This is a genomic window from Sphingomonas sp. GW822-FHT03G08, assembly GCF_058801135.1.
In genome coordinates, this window is the sequence record NZ_JBXAMZ010000001.1 from 2,510,567 (window position 1) to 2,532,350 (window position 21,784).

General features: G+C 66.8%; 23 protein-coding genes. 15 read left to right on the forward strand and 8 right to left on the reverse strand.

Going from position 1 to position 21,784, the window contains the following annotated elements; translation table 11 throughout:
• Window positions 1–35 precede the first annotated feature (35 nt).
• From acs to AC1RJ5_RS11565, 4 genes are all read left to right on the forward strand, one after another.
• Complete coding sequence (gene acs, locus AC1RJ5_RS11550; RefSeq protein ID WP_493113415.1) at window positions 36–1,979, forward strand: acetate--CoA ligase; 1,944 nt, start codon at window positions 36–38, stop codon at window positions 1,977–1,979.
• Window positions 1,976–2,488 (forward strand): O-acetyl-ADP-ribose deacetylase, encoded by a 513-nt coding sequence (locus AC1RJ5_RS11555; RefSeq protein ID WP_493113416.1) that lies wholly within the window; start codon window positions 1,976–1,978, stop codon window positions 2,486–2,488. The genes acs and AC1RJ5_RS11555 overlap by 4 nt, the downstream gene beginning before the upstream one ends.
• A gap of 73 nt (window positions 2,489–2,561) precedes the next feature.
• Window positions 2,562–4,598 (forward strand): M13 family metallopeptidase, encoded by a 2,037-nt coding sequence (locus AC1RJ5_RS11560; protein ID WP_493113417.1) that lies wholly within the window; start codon window positions 2,562–2,564, stop codon window positions 4,596–4,598.
• Window positions 4,599–4,698: 100 nt separating this feature from the next.
• Window positions 4,699–5,370 (forward strand): spermidine synthase, encoded by a 672-nt coding sequence (locus AC1RJ5_RS11565; protein WP_184161873.1) that lies wholly within the window; start codon window positions 4,699–4,701, stop codon window positions 5,368–5,370.
• Between the two features lie 369 nt (window positions 5,371–5,739).
• Here AC1RJ5_RS11565 and AC1RJ5_RS11570 read toward each other — a convergent pair whose 3' ends face one another.
• Window positions 5,740–7,533, reverse strand: a complete 1,794-nt coding sequence (locus tag AC1RJ5_RS11570; RefSeq protein ID WP_493113418.1) for a peptide MFS transporter — start codon at window positions 7,531–7,533, stop codon at window positions 5,740–5,742.
• A 201-nt stretch (window positions 7,534–7,734) separates the two neighbouring features.
• Between AC1RJ5_RS11570 and AC1RJ5_RS11575 the strand changes: the two genes are divergently transcribed.
• Genes AC1RJ5_RS11575 through AC1RJ5_RS11595 form a run of 5 tightly spaced genes read left to right on the forward strand, consistent with a single transcriptional unit; the run spans window position 7,735 to window position 10,090 of the window.
• Window positions 7,735–8,334, forward strand: a complete 600-nt coding sequence (locus AC1RJ5_RS11575) for a nitroreductase family protein (protein WP_493113419.1) — start codon at window positions 7,735–7,737, stop codon at window positions 8,332–8,334.
• A gap of 18 nt (window positions 8,335–8,352) precedes the next feature.
• Window positions 8,353–8,709 carry a GntR family transcriptional regulator gene (locus AC1RJ5_RS11580; protein ID WP_116840148.1) on the forward strand — a complete coding sequence of 119 codons (357 nt, stop codon included), beginning with the start codon at window positions 8,353–8,355 and terminating at the stop codon, window positions 8,707–8,709.
• 8 nt (window positions 8,710–8,717) lie between these two features.
• Window positions 8,718–9,347, forward strand: coding sequence for a hypothetical protein (locus AC1RJ5_RS11585; RefSeq protein ID WP_269573754.1), 630 nt, complete (start codon window positions 8,718–8,720; stop codon window positions 9,345–9,347).
• A 3-nt stretch (window positions 9,348–9,350) separates the two neighbouring features.
• Window positions 9,351–9,650: a putative quinol monooxygenase gene (locus tag AC1RJ5_RS11590; RefSeq protein ID WP_493113420.1), complete on the forward strand. Its 300-nt coding sequence runs from the start codon at window positions 9,351–9,353 to the stop codon at window positions 9,648–9,650.
• Between the two features lie 11 nt (window positions 9,651–9,661).
• Complete coding sequence (locus AC1RJ5_RS11595; protein ID WP_493113421.1) at window positions 9,662–10,090, forward strand: DUF5990 family protein; 429 nt, start codon at window positions 9,662–9,664, stop codon at window positions 10,088–10,090.
• Here the strand turns inward: AC1RJ5_RS11595 and AC1RJ5_RS11600 are convergent.
• Together AC1RJ5_RS11600 and AC1RJ5_RS11605 are read right to left on the reverse strand one after the other, a co-directional pair.
• Window positions 10,087–10,797 (reverse strand): esterase/lipase family protein, encoded by a 711-nt coding sequence (locus tag AC1RJ5_RS11600; protein WP_269576556.1) that lies wholly within the window; start codon window positions 10,795–10,797, stop codon window positions 10,087–10,089. The genes AC1RJ5_RS11595 and AC1RJ5_RS11600 overlap by 4 nt on opposite strands.
• Window positions 10,794–11,423 carry a TIGR02117 family protein gene (locus AC1RJ5_RS11605; protein WP_269573751.1) on the reverse strand — a complete coding sequence of 210 codons (630 nt, stop codon included), beginning with the start codon at window positions 11,421–11,423 and terminating at the stop codon, window positions 10,794–10,796. Before AC1RJ5_RS11605 ends, AC1RJ5_RS11600 begins: the two co-directional genes overlap by 4 nt.
• A 50-nt stretch (window positions 11,424–11,473) precedes the next feature.
• On the opposite strand from AC1RJ5_RS11605, the gene phhA reads away from it, so the two are divergent.
• Window positions 11,474–12,343 carry a phenylalanine 4-monooxygenase gene (gene phhA, locus AC1RJ5_RS11610; RefSeq protein WP_493113422.1) on the forward strand — a complete coding sequence of 290 codons (870 nt, stop codon included), beginning with the start codon at window positions 11,474–11,476 and terminating at the stop codon, window positions 12,341–12,343.
• Window positions 12,343–12,879, forward strand: coding sequence for a DUF6882 domain-containing protein (locus AC1RJ5_RS11615; RefSeq protein WP_493113423.1), 537 nt, complete (start codon window positions 12,343–12,345; stop codon window positions 12,877–12,879). Before phhA ends, AC1RJ5_RS11615 begins: the two co-directional genes overlap by 1 nt.
• 53 nt (window positions 12,880–12,932) lie before the next feature.
• On the opposite strand, the gene AC1RJ5_RS11620 is transcribed toward AC1RJ5_RS11615, so the two are convergent.
• From AC1RJ5_RS11620 to AC1RJ5_RS11640, 5 genes are all read right to left on the reverse strand, one after another.
• Window positions 12,933–13,907: a 50S ribosomal protein L11 methyltransferase gene (locus AC1RJ5_RS11620; RefSeq protein WP_493113424.1), complete on the reverse strand. Its 975-nt coding sequence runs from the start codon at window positions 13,905–13,907 to the stop codon at window positions 12,933–12,935.
• On the reverse strand, window positions 13,907–14,611 hold the full coding sequence (locus tag AC1RJ5_RS11625; protein ID WP_493113425.1) for a hypothetical protein: 705 nt from the start codon (window positions 14,609–14,611) through the stop codon (window positions 13,907–13,909). The genes AC1RJ5_RS11620 and AC1RJ5_RS11625 overlap by 1 nt, the downstream gene beginning before the upstream one ends.
• Entirely contained in the window at window positions 14,601–15,302 is a 702-nt protein-coding gene (locus AC1RJ5_RS11630) for an SDR family NAD(P)-dependent oxidoreductase (protein ID WP_493113426.1), read from the reverse strand. The genes AC1RJ5_RS11625 and AC1RJ5_RS11630 overlap by 11 nt, the downstream gene beginning before the upstream one ends.
• A gap of 115 nt (window positions 15,303–15,417) precedes the next feature.
• On the reverse strand, window positions 15,418–16,788 hold the full coding sequence (locus tag AC1RJ5_RS11635; RefSeq protein ID WP_269573745.1) for a methyl-accepting chemotaxis protein: 1,371 nt from the start codon (window positions 16,786–16,788) through the stop codon (window positions 15,418–15,420).
• Between the two features lie 10 nt (window positions 16,789–16,798).
• Window positions 16,799–18,142 (reverse strand): methyl-accepting chemotaxis protein, encoded by a 1,344-nt coding sequence (locus tag AC1RJ5_RS11640; protein ID WP_493114676.1) that lies wholly within the window; start codon window positions 18,140–18,142, stop codon window positions 16,799–16,801.
• A gap of 235 nt (window positions 18,143–18,377) precedes the next feature.
• Here AC1RJ5_RS11640 and sdhC point away from each other — a divergent pair, with 235 nt between their 5' ends.
• The 4 genes from sdhC (at window position 18,378) to AC1RJ5_RS11660 (ending at window position 21,720) form a co-directional block, all read left to right on the forward strand.
• The gene (sdhC, locus tag AC1RJ5_RS11645) at window positions 18,378–18,761 is read left to right on the forward strand and encodes a succinate dehydrogenase, cytochrome b556 subunit (protein WP_446745940.1); all 384 of its coding nucleotides are present in this window, start codon (window positions 18,378–18,380) and stop codon (window positions 18,759–18,761) included.
• Window positions 18,754–19,143, forward strand: coding sequence for a succinate dehydrogenase, hydrophobic membrane anchor protein (gene sdhD, locus AC1RJ5_RS11650; RefSeq protein ID WP_269573743.1), 390 nt, complete (start codon window positions 18,754–18,756; stop codon window positions 19,141–19,143). Before sdhC ends, sdhD begins: the two co-directional genes overlap by 8 nt.
• Window positions 19,140–20,942, forward strand: coding sequence for a succinate dehydrogenase flavoprotein subunit (gene sdhA, locus AC1RJ5_RS11655; protein ID WP_493114678.1), 1,803 nt, complete (start codon window positions 19,140–19,142; stop codon window positions 20,940–20,942). The genes sdhD and sdhA overlap by 4 nt, the downstream gene beginning before the upstream one ends.
• Before the next feature lie 226 nt (window positions 20,943–21,168).
• Complete coding sequence (locus tag AC1RJ5_RS11660; protein ID WP_269573742.1) at window positions 21,169–21,720, forward strand: hypothetical protein; 552 nt, start codon at window positions 21,169–21,171, stop codon at window positions 21,718–21,720.
• Window positions 21,721–21,784 lie beyond the last annotated feature (64 nt).

A 21,784-nucleotide genomic window follows, 5' to 3' on the forward strand; every position in this document is an offset into this window, starting at 1 on the left:
AGAGAGGCGCCAAATCAAAACGAGGAGCCGCAGCGATGAGCGATACCGTCAGCGTACACCCCGTGCCCGAGATCTGGGCGCGCACCGCTCGGGTGGATGCTGCGGGCTATGAGAAGCTCTACGGCATGAGCCTGGCCGATCCCGGCAGCTTCTGGCTGGAGCAGGCGCGCCGGCTCGACTGGATCAAGCGCCCCGAGATCGCCGGCGACTGGTCATTCGACGAGGCCGATTTCCGGATCAACTGGTTCGCCGACGGCAAGCTCAACGTCGCCGCCAATTGCGTCGACCGCCACCTCGCCAAGCGCGGCGACACGATCGCGATCATCTGGGAACCGGACGCGCCGGACGAGGAGCCCAGGCGCTTTACCTATCGCCAGCTTCATGCCGAGGTCTGCCGCCTCGCCAATGTGCTCAAGGCGCAGGGCGTCAGGAAGGGCGACCGCGTCACCATCTACATGCCGATGATCCCCGAGGCGGCGTTCGCGCTACTCGCCTGCGCGCGGATCGGCGCGATCCATTCGGTGGTGTTCGGCGGCTTCTCGCCGGAGGCACTGGCGGGCCGGATCACCGATTGCGATTCCAGCGTGGTGATCACCGCCGACGAAGGCCGGCGCGGCGGCAAGAAGGTACCGCTCAAGACCAATGTCGATGCGGCCGCGGCGCATGTCAGCTGCCTCGAAAAGGTCATCGTGGTGAAGGCCACCGGCGGCGACATCCCGATGCAGGAAGGCCGCGACCTCTGGTATCACGAGGCCGCCGCCGAAGTTCCCGCCGACTGCCCGGCCGAGCCGATGGGCGCCGAGGACCCGCTGTTCATCCTCTACACCTCGGGATCGACCGGCAAGCCCAAGGGCGTGCTGCACTCTTCGGGCGGCTATCTGCTCTGGGCGAGCCTGACGCACGAACTGGTGTTCGATTACCGGCCCGGCCAGATCTATTGGTGCGCGGCGGACATCGGCTGGGTCACGGGCCATAGCTATATCGTCTACGGCCCGCTGGCGAACGGCGGCACCACGCTGATGTATGAAGGCGTGCCCAACTGGCCCGATGCCAGCCGCATCTGGCAGGTGGTCGACCGCCACAAGGTCGAGATCCTCTACACCGCGCCCACGGCGCTGCGTGCGCTGATGAAGGAGGGTGACAGCTACGTCACCAGCACCTCGCGCAAGTCGCTGCGGCTGCTCGGCTCGGTCGGCGAGCCGATCAACCCCGAGGCCTGGCGCTGGTACTATGATGTCGTCGGCGAAGGGCGCTGCCCGATCGTCGATACCTGGTGGCAGACCGAGACCGGCGGCCAGATGATCACCCCGCTGCCCGGCGCCACCCCGCTCAAGCCGGGCTCGGCGACCAAGCCCTTCCCCGGTGTCGATCCCCAGGTGGTCGATGCCGACGGCAATGTCCTGCATGGCGCGACCGAGGGCAATCTGGTCATCGCGCGCAGCTGGCCGGGCCAGATGCGCACCGTCTGGGGCGATCACGAGCGTTTCTTCCAGACCTATTTCAGCACCTATCGCGGCAAGTATTTCACCGGCGACGGCTGCCGCCGCGACGAGGATGGCTATTACTGGATCACCGGCCGGGTCGACGACGTCATCAACGTCTCGGGTCACCGCATGGGCACCGCCGAGGTGGAGAGTGCGCTGGTGCTGCACCCCAAGGTGGCCGAGGCCGCGGTGGTCGGCATGCCGCACGACATCAAGGGCCAGGGCATCTATGCCTATGTCACCCTCAACGCGAACTGCCAGGCCGACGACGCACTGCGCGCCGAGCTGATCAAATGGGTCCGCACCGAGATCGGCCCGATCGCCACCCCCGATGCGCTCCAGTTCGCGCCGGGCCTGCCCAAGACCCGCTCGGGCAAGATCATGCGCCGCATCCTGCGCAAGATCGCCGAGGGCGACGTCTCGTCGCTGGGCGATACCTCGACGCTCGCCGATCCGAGCGTGGTGGATGACCTGGTGAAGAACCGGGTGGGATGAGCGCGGATCGCATCCAGATCATCGAGGGGGACATTACCCGGTTCGAGGTGGATGCGATCGTCAACGCTGCCAATTCGTCGCTGCTCGGCGGCGGCGGAGTGGACGGCGCGATCCACCGCGCCGCCGGGCCGGAACTGCTCGACGAATGCCGCAAGCTCCGCTCGCTCGGCGGGTGCAAGACCGGCGATGCCAAACTGACCAAAGGCTATCGCCTGCCGGCCGGGCACATCATCCATACCGTCGGGCCGGTCTGGCAGGGCGGCGGCAAGGGCGAGCCCGAGCTGCTCGCCAGCTGCTATCGCCGCTGCTTCGAGATCGCCCGCGCCGAGAGCTTCCGCACCCTCGCCTTCCCGGCGATCAGCTGCGGCGTCTATGGCTATCCGGTCGAGGCCGCGACCGGGATCGCGGTGGCCGAGACCCGCAGGGCGCTGGCCGAGAACCCCGATCTCCGGGTGATCTTCGCGACCTTCGGCGCCGAAATCACCGCCGCCTACAGACAAGAATTGTAACCCGAATCCCGTTGCGGGCGTTACTACCCGGCGTTACACTCGCCTAATACAGTCTTACGGGGGAATCCGCATAATGAAGATGAGCAACTGGGTGCGTCTGGCCGCCGGCGTGGCGCTGGTCGCCGTTTCGCCGGCGATCGCGCAGACCGCCAAGCCGGCGCCGCGCTATGGCAGCTTCGGCGTCGACCTGTCCGCGCAGAAGCCGAGCGTGAAGCCGGGCGACGATTTCTGGAGCTTCGCGAACGGGGGCTGGAACGACCGCACCGAGATCGCCGCCGACCGCGCCTCGGCCGGCTTCGGCACCCAGCTCTCGATCGAGGCGGAAGCGAATGTCCGCGCGATTCTCGACGACATGGCGAAGAACCCGTCGGCCTATGGCGCCAGCGGCAAGCAGGTCGGCGACTTCTACGCCAGCTGGATGGACGAGGCCGCGATCGAGAAGGCCGGCACCGCGCCGCTCAAGCCCTATCTCGCCACGATCGCCGGGGTGAAGGACCTCGACGCGCTGCAGGTGCTGTTCGCCACCACCGGCTATGCTTCGCCGGTCGAGCTCGGTATCATCCCCGACCTCGCCGACCCGACCCACTATACCGCGGTCACCGGCCAGGGCGGCCTGGGCATGCCGCGCGACTATTACCTGCTGGAGGGCGCGAAGTATGACGCGTTCCGCACCGCCTATCGCGCCTATGTCCAGAAGATCCAGGAACTGGCCGGCATCCCGGATGCCGCCGCCAAGGCCGATGCGATCGTCGCGCTCGAGACCGCGATGGCCAAGGTCCAGTGGTCGCCGGCCGAGAGCCGCGACATCGCCAAGCTCAACGATCCGCAGACGCTGGCCGGGCTCAAGGCCAAGGCGCCGGACTTCAACTGGGCGCTGATGCTCAAGACCGCCGGGCTCGAGAGCTCGCCTTCGGTGCTGATGACGCAGAACACCGCCGTCACCGCGCTCGGCAAGCTGATGACCGCGACGCCGCTCGCCACCTGGAAGGACTATGTCGCCTATCGCTTCGTCAGCGATCATGCGCAGTTCCTGCCCAAGGTCTTCGACGACACCCGCTTCGGCTTCTATTCGCAGACCCTGTCGGGCGTGAAGGTGCAGCGCGAGCGCTGGAAGCGCGGCATCCAGCTGGTCAATGGCGCGCTCGGGGAAGCGGTCGGCGCAATCTATGTCGCCAAGTATTTCCCGCCGGCGGCCGAGAAGCAGATGGCCGAGCTGATCGAGAACCTGCGCGGCGCATACAAGGACCGCATCACCGCCTCGACCTGGATGGACGACGCGACCAAGCAGAAGGCACTGGCCAAGCTCGCCGCCTTCGAGCCGCGCATCGGCCACCCGGACAAATATATCGACTATTCGTCGTTCAAGGTCGTCCGCGGCGACCTGCTCGGCAATGCGATGCGCTCGGGCGAGTTCCAGCACCAGCTCGAACTGTCGCGCTTCGGCAAGCCGGTCGATCGCACGCTGTGGGACATGACCCCGCAGACGGTGAACGCCTATTACAACCCGCTGTCGAACCAGATCACCTTCCCGGCCGCGATCCTGCAGCCGCCCTTCTTCGATCCCAATGCCGATCCGGCGGTGAACTATGGCGCGATCGGCGCGATCATCGGCCATGAGATGGGCCATGGGTTCGACGACCAGGGCAGCCAGTTCGGCCCGACCGGCAAGTTCGAGAACTGGTGGACCGACAGCGCCAAGAAGGCGTTCGGCGAGCGCACCGCCGCGCTGGTCGCCCAGTATGACGGCTATGAGGCTGTTCCCGGCACCAAGATCCAGGGCAAGCTGACGCTCGGTGAGAATATCGGCGACCTTGGCGGCGTCGAGGCAGCCTATGGCGCGTTCCAGAAGTACCAGGCCGAGCATGGCAAGGCCCCGGTGATCGGCGGGCTGACCGGCGACCAGCGCTTCTTCCTGTCCTATGCCCAGGCCTGGCAGACCAAGCTGCGCGAGGACACCGCCCGCCAGTACGCGCTGATCGATCCGCACTCGCCGGCCAAGTTCCGCGTCAACGGCATCGTCCGCAATGTCGACGCCTGGTACAAGGCGTTCAACATCCAGCCGGGCGACGCGCTCTATCTCGCGCCCGAGCAGCGCGTGCATATCTGGTAAGCCTTTCCGGTCTTACCGACACGAAGCGGCCCGGCAGCGATGCCGGGCCGTTTTCGTTTCCGGCATTGCCAGCCGGGCCCGGCAAGCGCCAAAGGGGCACATGACTCCACGCGAACTCATCGATACCGCGATCGTCCCCGGCGGGGGCGAGGCGCTGCGCCTGTTCCGGCGCGGCGGCGACTTCATGATCGTGCTCGATCGCAACGAGCTGATGTCGAGCCGGATGAGCGGTTCGGAGGAAGCGCTGGCAACGATGACCTGCGAGCGGCTGAAGACGAAGGCGCCGCATCTGCTGATCGGCGGATATGGCATGGGCTTCACCCTGCGCGCGGCCCAGCAGGTGCTGGGGCCGGACGCGAAACTGACCATCGCCGAGCTGGTGCCAGAGATCATCGAATGGGCGAAGGGCCCGATGGCCGAGCTGGCCGCGGGCTGCCTCGACGATCCCCGCGTCGAAGTGGTGCTCGACGATGTCGCCGCGGTGATCGGCCGGGCGCGCGCGACCTATGACGCGATCCTGCTCGACGTCGACAACGGCCCGGACGGACTGACCCGCGATGCCAATGACCGGCTCTATTCGCCGCGCGGGCTGCAGAAGCAATGGGAAGCGCTAAAGCCCGGCGGCGTGCTGGCGGTGTGGTCGGCCGCGCCCGACAATGCCTTTGCCCGGCGAATGAAGGAAACCGGCTTCCAGGTGGAGGAAGTCGGCGTGCGAGCGCGCAGCAACGGCAAGGGTCCGCGGCACGTGATCTGGTTCGGGCGGAAGGGCTGATTGCACAAATTGCAATCCACACCCTGATTCATTGCAGTTGCAGAAAGCGCATGTCCGAACCATTTCCGTCTATGTTGCATTGCAGCAAGCAAATGCACGCAGAAGGGTTTTCCGATGTTCTCGCTTATCTCGCTCTTCCTCGCCGCACGTCGCCCGGTGATGTTTGCGGTGCCGGCACCGGTTGCCGCCGCCCCGGTTGAGGAAACGGTCGAGCTGCGCCTCGCCGCCTGATCCGGCGCCGCGCACGACCGAAAGAGGGGGAGCCGCCGCGCTCCCCTTTTTTATGCCTGCCGTTGGTGGGGTAGCCGCCCAACAAAAAGGCCGGCGCTTTCGCGGCCGGCCTTTCCGTCATCTGCAATGCGGCATCGATTACTTCACGCCGTGCATCCAGTATTTCAGCGGCCAGCTCAGCAGCAGGAGCAGCACGCCGAGGATGATCGCGGCGATCGAGATCGTCGTGAACACCTTTACATAGACATCGAGGCTGACCTTGAGATTGGTCACCTGACCACCGACCGTGTCGACGCTGGCGAACTGCGCGATCACGCCGGCGACATACTGCGCCACCGAGATCGACAGGAACCACACGCCCATCATCAGGCCGACGATGCGCGCGATCGATAGCTTGGTGATCATCGACAGGCCCACCGGCGAGATGCAGAGCTCGGCCGCAGAGTGGATGAAGTAGAGGCCGGCCAGCCACCAGATGCTCACCTTGAAGCCGGCATCGGCATAGGCCGCGCCCCAGACGAGCAGCAGGAAGCCAGCCGCCACGCCGATCAGCGCGATGCCGAACTTGACCGGGATCGACGGCTCGAGCCCGCGCTTGGCCAGCGCCCCCCACATGATCGACATGAACGGCGCGAGCAGCACGATGAAGGCGGCGTTGAAGAACTGGGTCTGGCCGGCGGTGATCGTGAACAGGCCGAAGACCGAGAGATCGGTGTTGCGGTCGGCGAACAGGGTGAGCGACGAGCCCGCCTGCTCGAACAGCGTCCAGAACACGACATTGAAGACGATCAGCACCATCGCGGCGAGCATCATCTGGAACTCGGTCCTGCTGCCGGCGACGAACGACCAGATCAGGATCGCCGGCACGCCGAGCAGGAACGAGCCGAACAGCAGCTTGCCCATCAACGGCAGCGAGGCGACATAGCCGAGGAAGCCCGAGCCCTCGGCCGGCGCGGCCGAATGCATCAGGTTGACGTAGAGCAGGTAGAAGAGCGGCACGACGCACAGCGCCGCCGCATAGATGATCCACTGCTGCGAATTGACCTTGGGCCTGGCCGGAGGCTCGCCATAGCCGTTGAGCTTGCCGCCGTTGAACTGGATCAGCGCCCAGGAGATCATCATGCCGATCGCGGCGAGGCCGAAGCCCCAGCTCCAGCCATAGGCCACGGCCAGCCAGGGGCAGAGGATCTGCGAGAAGAGCGAGCCGGTGTTGATACCCATGTAGAAGATGGTGAAGCCGCTGTCTCGGCGCCGGTCGCCCTGTTCGTAGAGCTCGCCGACCATGGTGGAGATGTTGGGCTTGAAGAAGCCGTTGCCCACCGAGACCATCGACAGCGCGATGAGCAGCACCATCACATAGAGCGGGCTGCGGTCCGCGTTCGACTCGAACTTGCCCTTCTCGACCTTGCGCTCGACGGCGCCGGCATTGAGCAGGTCGACGCTGCCGTCGTCATTGCCCTTGATCTCGAGCTTCTTGCTGCCATCGACGACATAGCGGACTTCCTTGTCCGCCTGCTTCTCGATCGACACTTCGTAGCGCTGGCCGTCGATCGTCGCATAGGGCGTCGCCGTCGGGCCGCCGAAGCAGAGGATGGCATAGCCGAGTGACATGATGATCGCGCCGAACTTCACGGCGCGCTTCGAGCCGAGATACTGGTCCGCCAGATAGCCGCCGACCAGCGGGGTGAGGTAGACCAGCGCGGTGAACCCGCCATAGATGCCCGTCGCCTCGCGGTCGCCGAACATGAAATGCTGCGTCAGGTAGAGCGTGAGCAGCGCGCGCATGCCGTAATAGCCGAAGCGTTCCCACATCTCGGTGGTGAACAGGCGCGCCAGCTGGCGGGGATGCCCGAACCACGTCGCTTCCTTCGCAGGATTGACGTGGGTGATGTCCGGCTCTGCCGGACTATCGGCGGTTGGAGTGTCTACCATGCGGTGTAATGCCCTTTGAAATCGGTTCCGGGCTCATGGGCCCGGCGCATGGGCGGCCAAACTAGACGGAATGAAGCCGCTGTAAAGCATGCGCGATTCTGCGCAGCATGGCGCCCCGACCCGCCATCCGGCGAAAGCCGGGGATCGCTTCCGATCGGTCGCCAGCTTGGCGACGCGACCCTCGCACCCTAGATGCCCGGCATGACCTTCAACGACACCACTTCCCCGCTCGCACTGCTCCGCACCCGCCGCTCCGGCAAGCCGCGTGACCTGGGCGCACCCGGCCCCAGCCCCGAGCAGCTCGACGAAATGATCGCGATCGCCGCGCGCACCCCCGACCATGGCAAGCTCTTCCCCTGGTGTTTCGTCGTGGTGCCGGACGAGGCCCGCGCCGCGCTCGGCGAGAAGCTTGCGGCGATACTGCGCAGCGAGAAGGAGGGCTGCACCGAGCGTGACGAGGAAGCGGCGATCCAGTTCGCCACCCAGGCGCCGGCGCTGGTAGTGGTGCTTTCCGCGCCGGTGGTGCCGCACAAGATCCCCGTGTGGGAGCAGGAGCTCTCTGCCGGCGCCGCCTGCATGAACCTGCTCCATGCCGCGCACGCCATGGGATTTGCCGGCGGCTGGCTTACCGGTTGGGCCGCCTATTCGGACGCGGTGCGCGATCTGTTCGGCGGCGAAGGCCAGAAGATCGCCGGATTCGTCTTCATCGGAACCCCGGAGCGGCCGCTGGAGGAGCGCCCCCGCCCCGAATTGTCCGAAATCGCACATAGGTGGAATCCCGGGTATGGACCTGCCGCCTAATTGGTGTATTATAGCACCATGACAGCGCTAGAGCACGAGGACAGCCCGGTCTACCTCAAGCTGCGCGCCAGCATCGCCGCGGCGATCCTGCGTGGGCAATACCGGGCAGGGGATCAGCTTCCGTCGGTGCGCGCGCTTGCCGCCGAACATGGCGCCAATCCGCTGACGGTGGCCAAGGCCTATCAGAGCTTCCAGGACGATGGTTATGTCGAGGTCCGTCGCGGCGTCGGCATGTTCGTGCTGCCGGGCGCGGTGGAGAAGCTGCGTATCGCCGAGCGCGAGCGCTTCCTTACCGGCTACTGGCCGCGCGTGAAGGAGCATATCGCCCTGCTCGGCCTCGACGTGCACGAACTGCTCGACCGCGAAACCGCCTGAACCCGGCAATGACGCGCTGGCCCGGCGCGGCGGCGCTGCTGTTTCTCGCCGCGCTTTCCTGGCTGTGCCTCGGCGCGCATGAGCTGATCCACCATGCGACCGGCCGCATCATCTGCGGCGCCTGGGGCGGCATGACGCTTTCAACCTTCGTCCTGCCCGACAACTGCCCGGCCTCCGCCGCATGGATCGCCGCGCTGGCCGGTCCGGCGCTGAGCTGGGCGCTGATCTATGCCGGCGTCGCGCTGCGTGGGCCGATCGGCCTGCTCCTGATCTTCGCCAATCTGCCGCTTGCGCGGGTCGTCACCGTGGCGACCGGCGGCGGCGACGAGCGGATCATCGGCCGGGCGCTGTTCGGCGAGATGCTGGGCTATCTGGCGATGCTGGCGTTCACGCTCGTGCTGGCCGCGCCTCCGCTGATCCATGCCTGGCGCCATCTGCCACAGCGCCACCGCATCCTGGGCTTCGTCGCCCTGCTGGTACTGCCGTTGCTGTGGGACCTTTTCTTCAAGCGCATGCTGATCGGCGCAATGCTGCCCGCCGAACCGGCATGGAGCGGCGTGCCGGTGGCGATCTTCGCCAGCCACGCGATCGCGCTCCTGCTGCTTGCGCTGAGCTGGCACAACACCCGAGTGGAGTAACCCATGCTGATCATCACCGGCACCTTCCGCCTGCCCCCGGCCAATCTCGATGCCGCCCGCCCGGTAATGGCGGCGATGGTGGAGGGCAGCCGCGCCGAAGCGGGGTGCATCCATTACAGCTATGGCGAGGATGTGCTCGATCCCGGGCTGATCCATGTGACCGAGCAATGGGCGGACCGCACCACGCTGGAGGCGCATTGGGCGAGCCCGCATATCCAGGCCTGGCGCACCGCCTGGCCGGAACTCGGCATCGGCGAACGCGACCTGACTTTGTTCGAGACGGACGCCGGCGCGCCCTGCTAGGCTCCGCTTCCATGGCGAAGGCCGATCAGATCCCCATCCGCTTCCGGATCGTCATCGAGCAGCCGGTCGACGGCGTGCGGCACAGCCTGCAGGCGAAGGACGACATGCCGCTCGATCCGAAGACGTCGCTGGCGGGCGAAGCGCTGCATTTCGACTTCCCAGTGCGCTTCGAGCCCGGGCCCAAATTCTTCGGCGACCAGGTGCGTCGTGAAGGACCGGAACGGCGCTTCGTCTATATCCGCATCGGCCAGGCGGCTGGCGACCATGGCTCGCCCTGGTCGCGCCGGATGAAGATCGACATCCATGATATCGAACGGGCGCTGCTGGAGCAGGCGGCGCGCGGCGGCGTCCTCGAGATCACCGTCAACGGCACCGGCAAGGACGGCACCCCGGCCTGCGCCACCGTGCGCGCGAGCGGGCGGCGCGTCGTTCCGGCCTAGGCCCAGCTTCCCAGCATCTCCGCCACGGCGCGCAACACCTTCGGCTTCATCTGGACGAAGAGATGGCTGCTGCGCACTTCGATCGCGCGGCAGGCAGCACCCTCGCCTTCGCGGCAGATCAGCCCGTTCACGAACCCGTCGCTGCGGCTCCAGATCGCGGCGGAGGGCATGGGCAGCGGCCGCGCAGCTTCCCTGAGCCGGCCGACGACGACGGGATCGGTGATCTTCTCGCCGGTGAACAGCTGGAAGGGGCGCCAGACATTGGTGGCGCTGGGCAGGCCGGCAAAAGGCGAACTGATCGTCAGCACCGCGCGCACCAGCTCGGGATGCCGATGCGCGACGATGCGGCTCATCACCCCGCCCAGCGACACGCCGACCAAGGTGACCTTCTCGCCGGTCTCGCGCTGGATCTCCTCGACCCGCGCGATCAGCCGCTCGCATTCGGGGCCGACGGTGCGCACGCCGAAATTGCGGCCGAGCTTCCAGGGATAGGGGCGGTAGCCGAGCCGGCGCAGCATGGCGCGCAGCACGAAGTTCGAGCGATCGGTGTTGCACAGACCGGGCGAGACCAGCACCGGGCGGCCATCGCCCCGAGGAAGTCCGGCGAGGCGGAAACCCACGAGCTCGGCGATGTTGAGCGCGGCGCGCGCCGGCTCGATCGCAAGCGTGAGCCTGGGCGGCGGATCGGCGGCGGTCCTCGGTATCATAGCCACAGCATCACCCCCCAGGGCAGCGGCGTCCAGACCCCCATGCGCACTCCTGCCTTGCGCAGGCCCCGCCCGGTCCACTCGTTGCAGGTGTTGATAGCGCTATAGCCGCCCTTTGCGCTGTAGAAGGCGTCGCGCCCGCCATAACCGCGCACCACCGGCCCGGCCGCGAAGGTGCCGCGGACATATTCCACCAGCCGGCGATATTCCTCCTTGCTCAGCACCAGCGCGCGGACCGGCCCGCCGACGCGCGGCTCGGGGATATGCGCGACATGGAGCACGGTCGATCCGACCCCGGCCAGCGCCTTGGCGGTGCGCCACAGGTTGAGGTCGCTCCACCGGGCGGTGTGCAGATAGAAATCGCGATTGCCCCAGCCGAACGCCATGTACGGCTCGGCGCCGTAGCGCGGATCGGCGAGATGCTCGGGCCTGGCGACATCGCGGAAGGCGGCGGCGGGCAGGATCAGATCGGTATGCGCGCCATTGTCGGCGACATAGATTCGCACGCCCGCGGCCACCGGCTCGCGCCCGCCATTCACTGCCAGTCCGGCACCAAGTCCGGCGGCCGAGAGATAGAGCACGACCACCAGCACCAGCGCTCCCGCCAGCCGCAGCAATATCCGCAACACCGCCCTCCCCATTTCACGTCCGCCCCGCACCATGCTATGTCAGATCCATGGCGCAAGACACGCATGTACTCGACCGTCCGCCCGAAGGCGCGTCGGCAGACTGGACGATCCCGCAGAACTGGCAGGCCTATACGGCCGAGGAACACGCTACCTGGGACAAGCTCTATGAGCGCCAGGCGAAGCTGCTGCCCGGCCGCGCGAGCCAGGCCTATCTCAACGGCCTGGACGCGCTGCGCCTGTCCGAATCGGGCATCCCGAATTTCGAAGAGCTGTCCGAGCGGCTGATGAAGCTGACCGGCTGGCAGGTGGTGGCGGTGCCGGGCCTGGTACCCGACAATGTGTTTTTCGATCATATGGCCAATCGCCGCTTCGTCGCCGGCAACTTCATCCGCCGGCCCGACCAGCTCGACTATATCCAGGAGCCGGACGTCTTCCACGACGTGTTCGGCCATGTGCCGATGCTCGCCGATCCGGTGTTCGCCGATTATCTCGAAGCCTATGGCCGCGGCGGCAACCGCGCGCTCGAGCTGGGCGCGTTGAAGCAGCTCGGCCGGCTCTACTGGTACACGGTGGAGTTCGGGCTGATCCGCGAGGATGACGATCTGCGCATCTACGGCGCCGGCATCGTCTCATCCTCGGCCGAAAGCGTCTTCTCGCTGGAGAGCGCCAGCCCCAACCGCATCGGCTTCGACATGAAGCGGGTGATGCAGACCGACTATCGGATCGACGACTTCCAGCAGAATTATTTCGTTATCCCCAGCTTCGGCGAGCTGTTGCGTCAGACGGTCGAGACCGATTTCGCGCCGCTCTATGACGAGATCATCGGCAAGCCGGACATTCCGATCGCAGAGATCCTGCCGGGGGACGATGTCATCACCAGTGGCACGCAGGAATATGCGAAGGGCAAGGCTGCCTGATGGTCGGTTTCCTCAGGAAGCTGTTCGGCGGCGGCAGGCCGGCGCCGGAAGCGGAGGCGCTGCCCGAGCCGGACCTGACCCTTGCCCGGGCCGAGGAGGAGCTGAAGCTCAAGACCGAGTTCGCGATGGCGACCTGGGGCCTGGGCGAGGGCGGCACCTGGGAAGCCGATCTCGATGCCGGCACGATCAGCTTCACCAACGACAAGGGCTGGGAGATCACCGCGCCGGTGCAGGTGATCGGCACGTTCAACACGCTCGACGGCAGCTGGCTATGGGGCTGGGATCACCCGTCGGTACCCGAGTCGGCCTCGCATGACGCGCGGCGCGTGCTGGAATTCGGCGAGCAATATGGGCTGGCGGCGCTGACCACGCGCAAGATTCAGACCGACGAGACCGATGCCTGGACCTTCACCGCGCTGGCCTGCCACCTGGCCGGCGCGCAGGGCGGCTATCGCGGGCCGGCGGGCAGCACGCACGTGTTCATGACCTATGGCACCGTCTCGATCCGCAAGCCGGACGGGACAGACTCCAACTAACTGCTCCCCGGCGAACGCCGGGGAACCAGAAGGAATGCAGGTAGGCTAGCGTACTACCAGCTGCCGAAGCCCGGCGCCTCGCCCTTGCCGCGGCTGAGGCGGGTCACGCGCTCGGTGCCGTAGCGCACACGCTTGGTGAGCGTCAGCGTCGGCCAGTCGCCGCGATCGGTGCGGTTGACCAGGCGAAGCCCCTGGCGGCGATAGGCCTGGGCCACGGTCTCGGCCTGGGTCCCCAGCAGCCCCGCCAGGATCAGCGTGCCGCCCTCGGCCAGCACCGCACCCAGGCTCGGCGCCAGCTCGACCAGCGGGCCAGCGAGGATATTGGCGATGACGAGATCATAGGGTGCCCGGCCGAGCAGCAGCGGATGCTCGACGCCGGCGGCGGCTGCGAGCGCCAGTGCGCCCTGCCCGCCGCCGAGCGGCACGCGGTTGATATCGGCGTTCTCGGCCGTGACCTCGACTGCGCGCGGATCGATGTCCGAGGCGGTGGCATAGGCGCGCGGCCAGAGATGCAATGCGGCGAAGGCGAGCAGCCCGGTGCCGGTGCCGACGTCGAGGATGTTCTCGAAGCGCTTGCCCTCGGCCTTGAGCCGGTCGAGCGCGATCAGGCAACCCGAGGTGGTCTCGTGGGTACCCGTGCCGAAGGCGAGGCCGGCATCGATGCGAAACGTCTTGGCCCCGGTCGGCACCTTGCCCTTGTTGGTGGCGGTGTGGACATAGAAGCGGCCGGCCTGGACCGGCTCGATCCCTGCCTGGCTGAGCGTTACCCAATCGGCGTCACGGATCTTCTCGGCGACAGCCTTCACGCCTCTGGAGCTGGGCGCCAGCGACTGCACCGCGGCAAGCGCGGCGCTGTTCGGCTTGGAGTCGAAATAGGCCTCGAGTTGCCACGCAAGCGGATCGTCCGCGATCACTTCGCTGGTGAGCAGCACCGGCGACGGCTCGATCTGGAACACCGCCTCGTCATCGGCGTCGATCGCCTCGGCCTCGGCGCGGGTGCAGGGCAGGATGAGCTTCCAGCTCGACATCAATCAATCTCCACAGGGCGCGCGACGACCACCTTGAGGGCGGGAATCTCGATCGCGCGATATTGCAACTTGCGGCCCTGGCGCATCAGCAATGCGACGCGCGTCGGGCTCTGCATCCAGATCTTGTCCACCCCATCCAGGCCGGTGAGCAGGAAGGCCTGGCGCCCGGTGGCGAGATCGCCGACCAGCACATCCTCCTTGCCGCCCTGCGCGCGGACGCGGAACAGATAGTAAGCGAAGGGCGGCTCGGGCTTCTTCTGCGCCGCGTCACCGCCGGAGGCCCCGGCAAGATACTGGCGCTCGAGGATCCGCCGGCTGTTGTCGGGCAGAATCTTCCGGCTCGCGCCGCTGGCCTTGTCGAGCAGGATAACGTTGCGATCGTCCGCGGGTTCGCCGGCCGAATAGCTCCCGCCACCCCGTCCGATCGAACGCTCGGTCGCGATCACGATCTCGGTGAGATTGATGCCGCGCAGCGGCGTGACTTCCGAGACCGCGAACACTTCGTTGGCGGCCTTGGCCTCCACCTGCGCCGGCGCTTCCCGGTGGCGGGGGCCATCGTAGAACATCGCCACGGCCATCACGATCGCCAGCAACCCGACGATCGCACCGATCATCGCCAGCGCACCGATCACCAGCGCCCCCATCTGGCCGCCGAACGACGGACGCCACGGCTTGGGGGCTTCGACCGGCGGGCTATCGGACATAGCTGGCTCCGTTGATGTCGAGCACCGATCCGGTCATCGAAGGCGGCGCGGAAAGCGCGCAGAAGCGGGCGAGCACCGCCACTTCGTCGGTATCCGCCACCCGGCCGAGCGGGATGTCGGCGAGCAGCTTCTCGCCGCCGCGGCTGGCGAGATACTCGTCGGCCATGCCGGTCATGGTGAAGCCCGGGCAGATCGCGAAGGCGAGGATGCCCTGGCGCGCATAGCCGCGCGCGATGCTCTTGGTCATGCCGACCATGCCCGCCTTGGAGGCGGCATAATGCCAGTGCGCCGGGCTGTCGCCGCGATACGCTGCACGGCTCGCCATGTTGACGATGCGGCCGGGGCGCCCCTCGGCCTGCCAGTGGCAGATGGCGAGACGGCAGAGCTCGGCCGAGGCGGTGAGGTTCACCCGCATCGTCCGCTCCCAGTTCGCCACCCAGTCGTCGTGATCGATGTCGAGCGGGTTGCTCTCGAACACGCCGGCATTGTTGATGACCACATCGATCCGGCCGTCCAGCGCATCAAGCGCCTTCGCCCAAAGTGCCTGGGGGGCGGCGGGATCGGCGAAGTCGGCGGGCATGCCGCTTCGCGTGCCCTGGCCGATCAGGCGGACATTATCGTTCTTGAAGCTCTCGGCGATCGCGGCACCGATGCCGCGGCTCGCGCCGGTGAGGAGGATATGGGTGGCCATGCGCCTGCGTAGCGCTTCGCCCGGTCCCCGTCATCCCCGCGGAGGCGGAGGTCCAGAGTAGCAAGTGCTGTCCTGCTTGCCCCTGGATCCCTGCCTTCACGGGAATGACGAAGTTCTAGGCCGCTACGCTGCTGGAGAAGCTCTCCGCGGCGGTGCGCAGCTTGTGGAGGCGGTCGTCGACTTCGGCGACGTCCTTCTGGAGCGTGTCGATCTCGTGCGTCACCGACTTGGTGTCCTCGCGGATCGCGCCGATCGTGGCGGACATCGAGTCGGCGGCTAGCGCGGTCTCGTCCACTGCCGCGGTGATCGCAGTGACGGTCTGCGCCTGGATTTCCATCGCGCCGCGGATGCGGTTGGCACTTGCCTGGACTTCGCTGACCGTCGAGCGGATCGAGGCATTGGTCTCCACCGTGCTCTTGGTCGCCGACTGGATCGCCGCGATCTTGGCGGCGATGTCGTCGGTGGCGCGGGCGGTCTGGTTGGCCAGGCTCTTCACTTCCTGCGCGACCACCGCGAAGCCACGGCCGGCATCACCGGCACGGGCCGCCTCGATCGTCGCGTTGAGCGCGAGCAGGTTGGTCTGGCCGGCAATGTCGCGGATCAGGCCGAGGATCGATTCGATCGACTTGGCGTGGTCGCTGAGCGCTTCGCTCATGCCCACCGCATCGGTCGCCTGGCTCGAAGCCCGCGTGGCGATACCCGCCGCCGCTTCCACTTCCATGCGCGCGTCCTCGATCGCGCGGATCAGGCCCGCAGCGGTCTGCGCCGCTTCGCGCATCGCCACCGCCGACTGCTCGGCCGCAGCGGCGACTTCCGACGCCTTGCCCAGCATGCCGCGCGCCGAGCCCGAGGCGCCCTGCGCCTGCACCCGGATGCGGTTGGCGAGGCCGGTGGCCCCTTCGATCGACTCGGCGATGCTCGCCTTGAACTTCTGCGAACGGTCGCGGCGCGCCTGATCGGCATAGGCCGCGTCGCGCGCACCGAGATGGCCGGCCATCAGGTCGGCCTCGGCCATCGCCATGCGCTGGACGACGTCGCAGAGACGCCCCAGCTTCTCGGCATCGCCGGGCAGCGCCTCGCGCAGCGCGCGCATCGTCGCGCTATGGGCATAGGAGAAGGCAGCCACCACCGCCGGCAGCGGAATGCCCGCGGCATAGGTCTGGGTGGCATAGGCGCACACCATCTCGACCCATTCCTCGCTGAACGGCTTCTCGAACTTCACCGTGCCGTAGCGCGTGCCGTTGGCGACCTGCGCTTCGTAGAGCGCGGGATCGTCGAACACGTCGCGCATTGCCTGGCTCGCCGGCATCGCCTTGAAATGGACCCAGAAGCCCTCGGCGATCTCGCGCTGGCGATGGCCGATCAGCGTGACGATCTCGCGGCAGCCCGCTTCGATCGCACCATCCCAGTCATATTCGCGGCGATGGTCCTCCACCGTCCGCATGCCGCCGCTCCAGCGGCCGGGTTCGCGTGCAACTACCATCATGTCCTCCCCCTCAGGCCGCGACCTTGGCGATGAAATCGCTGGCGCTGCCCTTCAGGCTGCCGAGTTGCCCCTCGAGCGCGGCAAAGCCCTGGCCGACCCGGTCGATCTCGCTCGCCACGGCTTCGGTATCCTCGCGGATCGCGCCGATCGTGGCGGACATCGAGTCGGCGGCTAGCGCCGTCTCGTCGACCGCCGCGGTGATCGCGGTCACGGTCTGCGCCTGAACTTCCATCGCGACACGGATGCGGTTGGCGCTTTCCTGCACCTCGGTCACCGTCGAGCGGATCGAGGCATTGGTCTCGACCGTGCTCTTGGTCGCCGACTGGATCGCCGCGATCTTGGCGGCGATGTCGTCGGTGGCGCGGGCGGTCTGGTTGGCCAGGCTCTTCACTTCCTGCGCGACCACCGCGAAGCCACGGCCGGCATCACCGGCACGAGCCGCCTCGATCGTCGCGTTGAGCGCGAGCAGGTTGGTCTGGCCGGCAATGTCGCGGATCAGGCCGAGGATCGATTCAATCGACTTGGCGTGGTCGCTGAGCGCTTCGCTCATGCCCACCGCATCGGTCGCCTGGCTCGAAGCGCGCGTGGCGATACCCGCCGCCGCCTCGACTTCCATGCGCGCGTCCTCGATCGCGCGGATCAGGCCCGCGGCGGTCTGTGCCGCCTCGCGCATCGCCACCGCCGACTGCTCGGCCGCAGCGGCGACTTCCGACGCCTTGCCCAGCATCCCGCGCGCCGAAGCGGAGGTGTGGCTGGCCTGGACGCGGAGCTGCTCGCCTTCGCGCGAGGCGCGCTGGACGGTGCCGCCGATCGAATCGCGGAAATCCTCGGCGAGCCGGTCGCGCGCCGCCTGGGCGCTGTGTTCGCGGTACATGTTGTAGATCTCGACCGTGATGTCGCCTTCCAGCGCCGACAGCCGCATCAGCGTGTCGATCAGCCCGGCGAGTCGCGCATTCTCGGCGCCGACGCGGCGGATCAGGATCTCGAGCGCCGCCCGGTCGCTCGCGCTGATCATCGAAAGCAGCGCCATCGGCGGCACATTGGCGGCATAGGCAGCGGCGACCGAACGCTCGATCGACTCGATCCAGGCACGGCCTTCGGGATCGAGGAAACGGTTCTTGAGGAAGACCACGCCGACATCGATCATCTTCTGCGTGTCGTCGGGCGCCCAGTTGCGCTCATCGGCGAAGCAGCGCAGCCACTGATGCCAATAGGCTTCGGAAACCGCGCGGATCTCGGGCTCCAGCGCTTCCCAGGCGGCCCGACCGGAAGCGGTGAGCGATCCTTCGATATCGAAGATGCGCAGGCGCGCGCGCTCATCGATGCGGGCGGCTACGGTGCCCGGCATGGGCAGGTCTTCGGACGAAACGGCGTTGGTCACGGAACAGTCCCCTGTGCGGCCGCGGGACGATCGGCCACTTGCTCCGCGATATGCGGGCGAACTGGTTAAGACCGGGTTAGTCAAGGCCCGATGTTGCGCATGCCAGCTTGCATCCGGCGACATGCGGACTAAGGAGACGGGCACCGACCGAGGAAGGACTTCAATCTTGGCCAATGTGCGCAACACCGCGCGACCCCTGTCGCCGCATATGTCGATCTGGAAATGGGGCCCATCGATGGCGGCCTCGATCACGCACCGCGTCACCGGCAGCGGGCTGGCGACCGTGGGGACGATCCTGTTCGTCTGGTGGCTTGTCGCGCTGGCTTCCGGCCCGGCGGCCTATGCCTGCTTCCTCGACGTGTTCACGGTGAAGTCCGGCGCGCTCAACATCGTCGGCTATGTCTTCGGAATCGGCCTTACCTACTCCTTCTTCCAGCACCTGAGCACCGGCGTGCGCCACTTCTTCCTGGACCAGGGCGCCAATTTCGAGCTCAAGGCCAACAAGACGACCGCGCTGCTGACCTATGTCGCCGCGATCCTCCTCACCATCGCCTTCTGGGGCTTCATCATCTGGGGTAAGACCAATGGGTAACGGCACCAGCATCGGCAAGGTCCGCGGCCTCGGCTCCGCCAAGGAAGGCGCGCATCACTGGTGGCACCAGCGGCTGACCGGCGGCGCCAACCTGATCCTCACTTTGTGGTTCGTGCTCAGCGTCGCGCTGCTGCCGGCTTATGATTTCGAGACGGTCCGCCACTGGCTGGCCCAGACCCAGGTCGCGGTGCCGCTGATCCTGCTCGTCATCGCCACCTTCTATCACTTCCGCCTCGGCCTGCAGGTGGTGATCGAAGACTATATCCATGACGAAGTGCACATCGTGCTGATGGTGCTGCTGAACTTCTTCACGCTGACGACCGGCACGCTCGCCATCTTCTCGATTCTCAAGATCGCCTTCACGGCAGGAGCTGCGCTCTGATGTCCGCCTACAAGATCATCGACCACACCTATGATGCCGTCGTCGTCGGCGCCGGCGGTTCGGGCCTGCGCGCCACCATGGGCTGCGCCGAGGCCGGGTTGAAGACCGCCTGCATCACCAAGGTGTTCCCCACCCGCTCGCACACCGTCGCCGCCCAGGGCGGCATCGCGGCGAGCCTCGGCAACAACACGCCCGATCACTGGTCGTGGCACATGTTCGACACCGTCAAGGGCTCCGACTGGCTCGGCGACCAGGACGCGATCGAGTACATGGTCCGCGAGGCTCCGGCCGCGGTCTATGAGCTCGAGCATGCCGGCGTGCCGTTCAGCCGCAACGACAATGGCACGATCTACCAGCGCCCGTTCGGCGGCCACATGCAGAACATGGGCGAAGGCCCGCCCGTGCAGCGCACCTGCGCCGCGGCGGACCGTACCGGCCACGCCATGCTCCACGCGCTCTACCAGCAGAGCCTGAAGTATGACGCCGACTTCTACGTCGAATATTTCGCGCTCGACCTGATCATGGAAGATGGCGCCTGCCGCGGCGTGATCGCCTTGTGCATGGAAGACGGCTCGATCCACCGCTTCCGTTCGCATGCCGTGGTGCTCGCCACCGGCGGCGGCGGCCGCGTCTACCAGTCGGCGACCTCGGCGCACACCTGCACCGGCGACGGCAACGGCATGGCGCTGCGCGCGGGTATCGCGCTGCAGGACATGGAGTTCGTCCAGTTCCACCCGACCGGCATCTACGGCGCCGGCGTCCTCATCACCGAGGGCGCGCGCGGTGAAGGCGGCTACCTGACCAACTCCGAGGGCGAGCGCTTCATGGAGCGCTATGCCCCGTCGGCCAAGGACCTTGCCAGCCGCGACGTCGTCGCGCGCTCGATGGCGATGGAAATCCGCGAGGGCCGCGGCGTCGGCAAGGAGAAGGATCACATCTTCCTTCACCTCAACCATATCGATCCGAAGATCCTGCACGAGCGCCTGCCGGGCATCACCGAGACCGGCAAGATCTTCGCCGGCGTCGACCTGACCCGCCAGCCGCTGCCGGTGGTGCCGACCGTCCACTATAATATGGGCGGCATCCCCACGAACTATCACGGCGAAGTCGTCCGCAATAAGGACGGCGATCCGGACTCGGTCGTCCCCGGCCTGTTCGCGGTCGGCGAAGCGGCCTGCGTGTCGGTCCACGGCGCCAACCGCCTCGGCTCCAACTCGCTGATCGACCTCGTCGTGTTCGGTCGCGCCACCGGTCTCCGCCTCAAGGAGCTGCTCAAGCCCGGCATGAAGCACAACGAGCTTCCCAAGGGTTCGGAGGAGTTCGCGCTCGGCCGCCTCGATCACTTCCGCAACGCCAAGGGCGAAAAGCCCACCGCGCAGATCCGCGCCGACATGCAGAAGACGATGCAGCGCCACTGCGCCGTGTTCCGCGACAGCGCGCTGCTGGCGGAAGGCGTCGAGCACATGAAGGAAGTCTATAAGGGCTTCCAGGATGTGGGCATCCAGGACCGCTCGCTGATCTGGAACACCGACCTGGTCGAGACGCTTGAGCTCGACAACCTGATCGGCCAGGCCGTCGTCACCATCGAGTGCGCCGCCAACCGCAAGGAAAGCCGCGGCGCGCACATGCACGAGGACTTCCCCGAGCGCGACGACAAGAACTGGATGAAGCACACCGTCGCCACCTTCGAGGGCTGGGGCGGCAAGGGCGGCGCGACGAACATCGATTACCGCCCGGTCCACGACTACACGCTCACCGACGAGATCGAGTACATCAAGCCGAAGAAGCGGGTGTACTGATCCCTCGACAGCGGTTTCCGAAAGGGCCCGTTCGCCAGGCGCGAGCGGGCCCTTTTCTTGTCGTCTGCACAATAGCTCCTTTTGAACGGCGATCATGCACCGCCAGACTGGCTGCGACGCAATGGAGCGCGCCGATGCAGTCTTCCCCTTCGACATCGCCGGTGCCGCTCTCGGGCGCTTGACACCGCCCAGCCCCCCACGAAAGTGAACCAACAAGGGGGCACCAATGAGCGCATTCGAATTCATCTTCAGTTTCTTCGGGCTGCTGCTCGGCCTCGCGCTTGCCGAGGGGCTTGGCGGGCTCTCCCGCGCGCTCAAGGCCAGCCACAAGGTGCGGATCGGCTGGGCGACCATCCTGCTCGGGGTCTTCGTCTCCTGCGACGTCGTGTCCTTCTGGATGTATGGCTGGGCGTTGCGCGATCTGCTGCCGCTCAACTGGCCGGTGCTGTTCTGCGGTTTCCTGGTGACCGCGGTCTATTATGTCGCCGCCTCGCTGATCTTCCCCGACGATCCCGAGGAATGGGGCGATCTCGACCTTTATTTCGACCGGCACCGCGGCAAGGTGCTGTCCGCCGTGCTGCTCTGCAATATCGCGCTGATTGCGACGACGATCGGTTTGGCCGGCACAAAGGGCATGTTCACGTTCCGGCTCTTCGTCCTCACCTGGTCCTTCTTCCCGGTGATCCTGCTCGCGATCGCGGCGCGGGACCGGCGGATCGTCATCGCCTGCCTGGCCTGGCTGATCGCGGTCTATCCGCTCACCGCCATCTGGCATTGAGGCACGGCGCTCCCCAGATGGCTTGACACCGCTCTCGCACCCGCGAGAGTGGTCGTTAACTAAA

Coding starts and splice junctions, on each gene's coding strand:
- acs (WP_493113415.1), top strand. CDS start 36: ATGAGCGATACCGTCAGCGTACACCCCGTGCCCGAGATCTGGGCGCGC.
- AC1RJ5_RS11555 (WP_493113416.1), top strand. CDS start 1,976: ATGAGCGCGGATCGCATCCAGATCATCGAGGGGGACATTACCCGGTTC.
- AC1RJ5_RS11560 (WP_493113417.1), top strand. CDS start 2,562: ATGAAGATGAGCAACTGGGTGCGTCTGGCCGCCGGCGTGGCGCTGGTC.
- AC1RJ5_RS11565 (WP_184161873.1), top strand. CDS start 4,699: ATGACTCCACGCGAACTCATCGATACCGCGATCGTCCCCGGCGGGGGC.
- AC1RJ5_RS11570 (WP_493113418.1), bottom strand. CDS start 7,533: ATGGTAGACACTCCAACCGCCGATAGTCCGGCAGAGCCGGACATCACC.
- AC1RJ5_RS11575 (WP_493113419.1), top strand. CDS start 7,735: ATGACCTTCAACGACACCACTTCCCCGCTCGCACTGCTCCGCACCCGC.
- AC1RJ5_RS11580 (WP_116840148.1), top strand. CDS start 8,353: ATGACAGCGCTAGAGCACGAGGACAGCCCGGTCTACCTCAAGCTGCGC.
- AC1RJ5_RS11585 (WP_269573754.1), top strand. CDS start 8,718: ATGACGCGCTGGCCCGGCGCGGCGGCGCTGCTGTTTCTCGCCGCGCTT.
- AC1RJ5_RS11590 (WP_493113420.1), top strand. CDS start 9,351: ATGCTGATCATCACCGGCACCTTCCGCCTGCCCCCGGCCAATCTCGAT.
- AC1RJ5_RS11595 (WP_493113421.1), top strand. CDS start 9,662: ATGGCGAAGGCCGATCAGATCCCCATCCGCTTCCGGATCGTCATCGAG.
- AC1RJ5_RS11600 (WP_269576556.1), bottom strand. CDS start 10,797: ATGATACCGAGGACCGCCGCCGATCCGCCGCCCAGGCTCACGCTTGCG.
- phhA (WP_493113422.1), top strand. CDS start 11,474: ATGGCGCAAGACACGCATGTACTCGACCGTCCGCCCGAAGGCGCGTCG.
- AC1RJ5_RS11615 (WP_493113423.1), top strand. CDS start 12,343: ATGGTCGGTTTCCTCAGGAAGCTGTTCGGCGGCGGCAGGCCGGCGCCG.
- AC1RJ5_RS11620 (WP_493113424.1), bottom strand. CDS start 13,907: ATGTCGAGCTGGAAGCTCATCCTGCCCTGCACCCGCGCCGAGGCCGAG.
- AC1RJ5_RS11625 (WP_493113425.1), bottom strand. CDS start 14,611: ATGTCCGATAGCCCGCCGGTCGAAGCCCCCAAGCCGTGGCGTCCGTCG.
- AC1RJ5_RS11630 (WP_493113426.1), bottom strand. CDS start 15,302: ATGGCCACCCATATCCTCCTCACCGGCGCGAGCCGCGGCATCGGTGCC.
- AC1RJ5_RS11635 (WP_269573745.1), bottom strand. CDS start 16,788: ATGATGGTAGTTGCACGCGAACCCGGCCGCTGGAGCGGCGGCATGCGG.
- sdhC (WP_446745940.1), top strand. CDS start 18,378: ATGTCGATCTGGAAATGGGGCCCATCGATGGCGGCCTCGATCACGCAC.
- sdhD (WP_269573743.1), top strand. CDS start 18,754: ATGGGTAACGGCACCAGCATCGGCAAGGTCCGCGGCCTCGGCTCCGCC.
- AC1RJ5_RS11660 (WP_269573742.1), top strand. CDS start 21,169: ATGAGCGCATTCGAATTCATCTTCAGTTTCTTCGGGCTGCTGCTCGGC.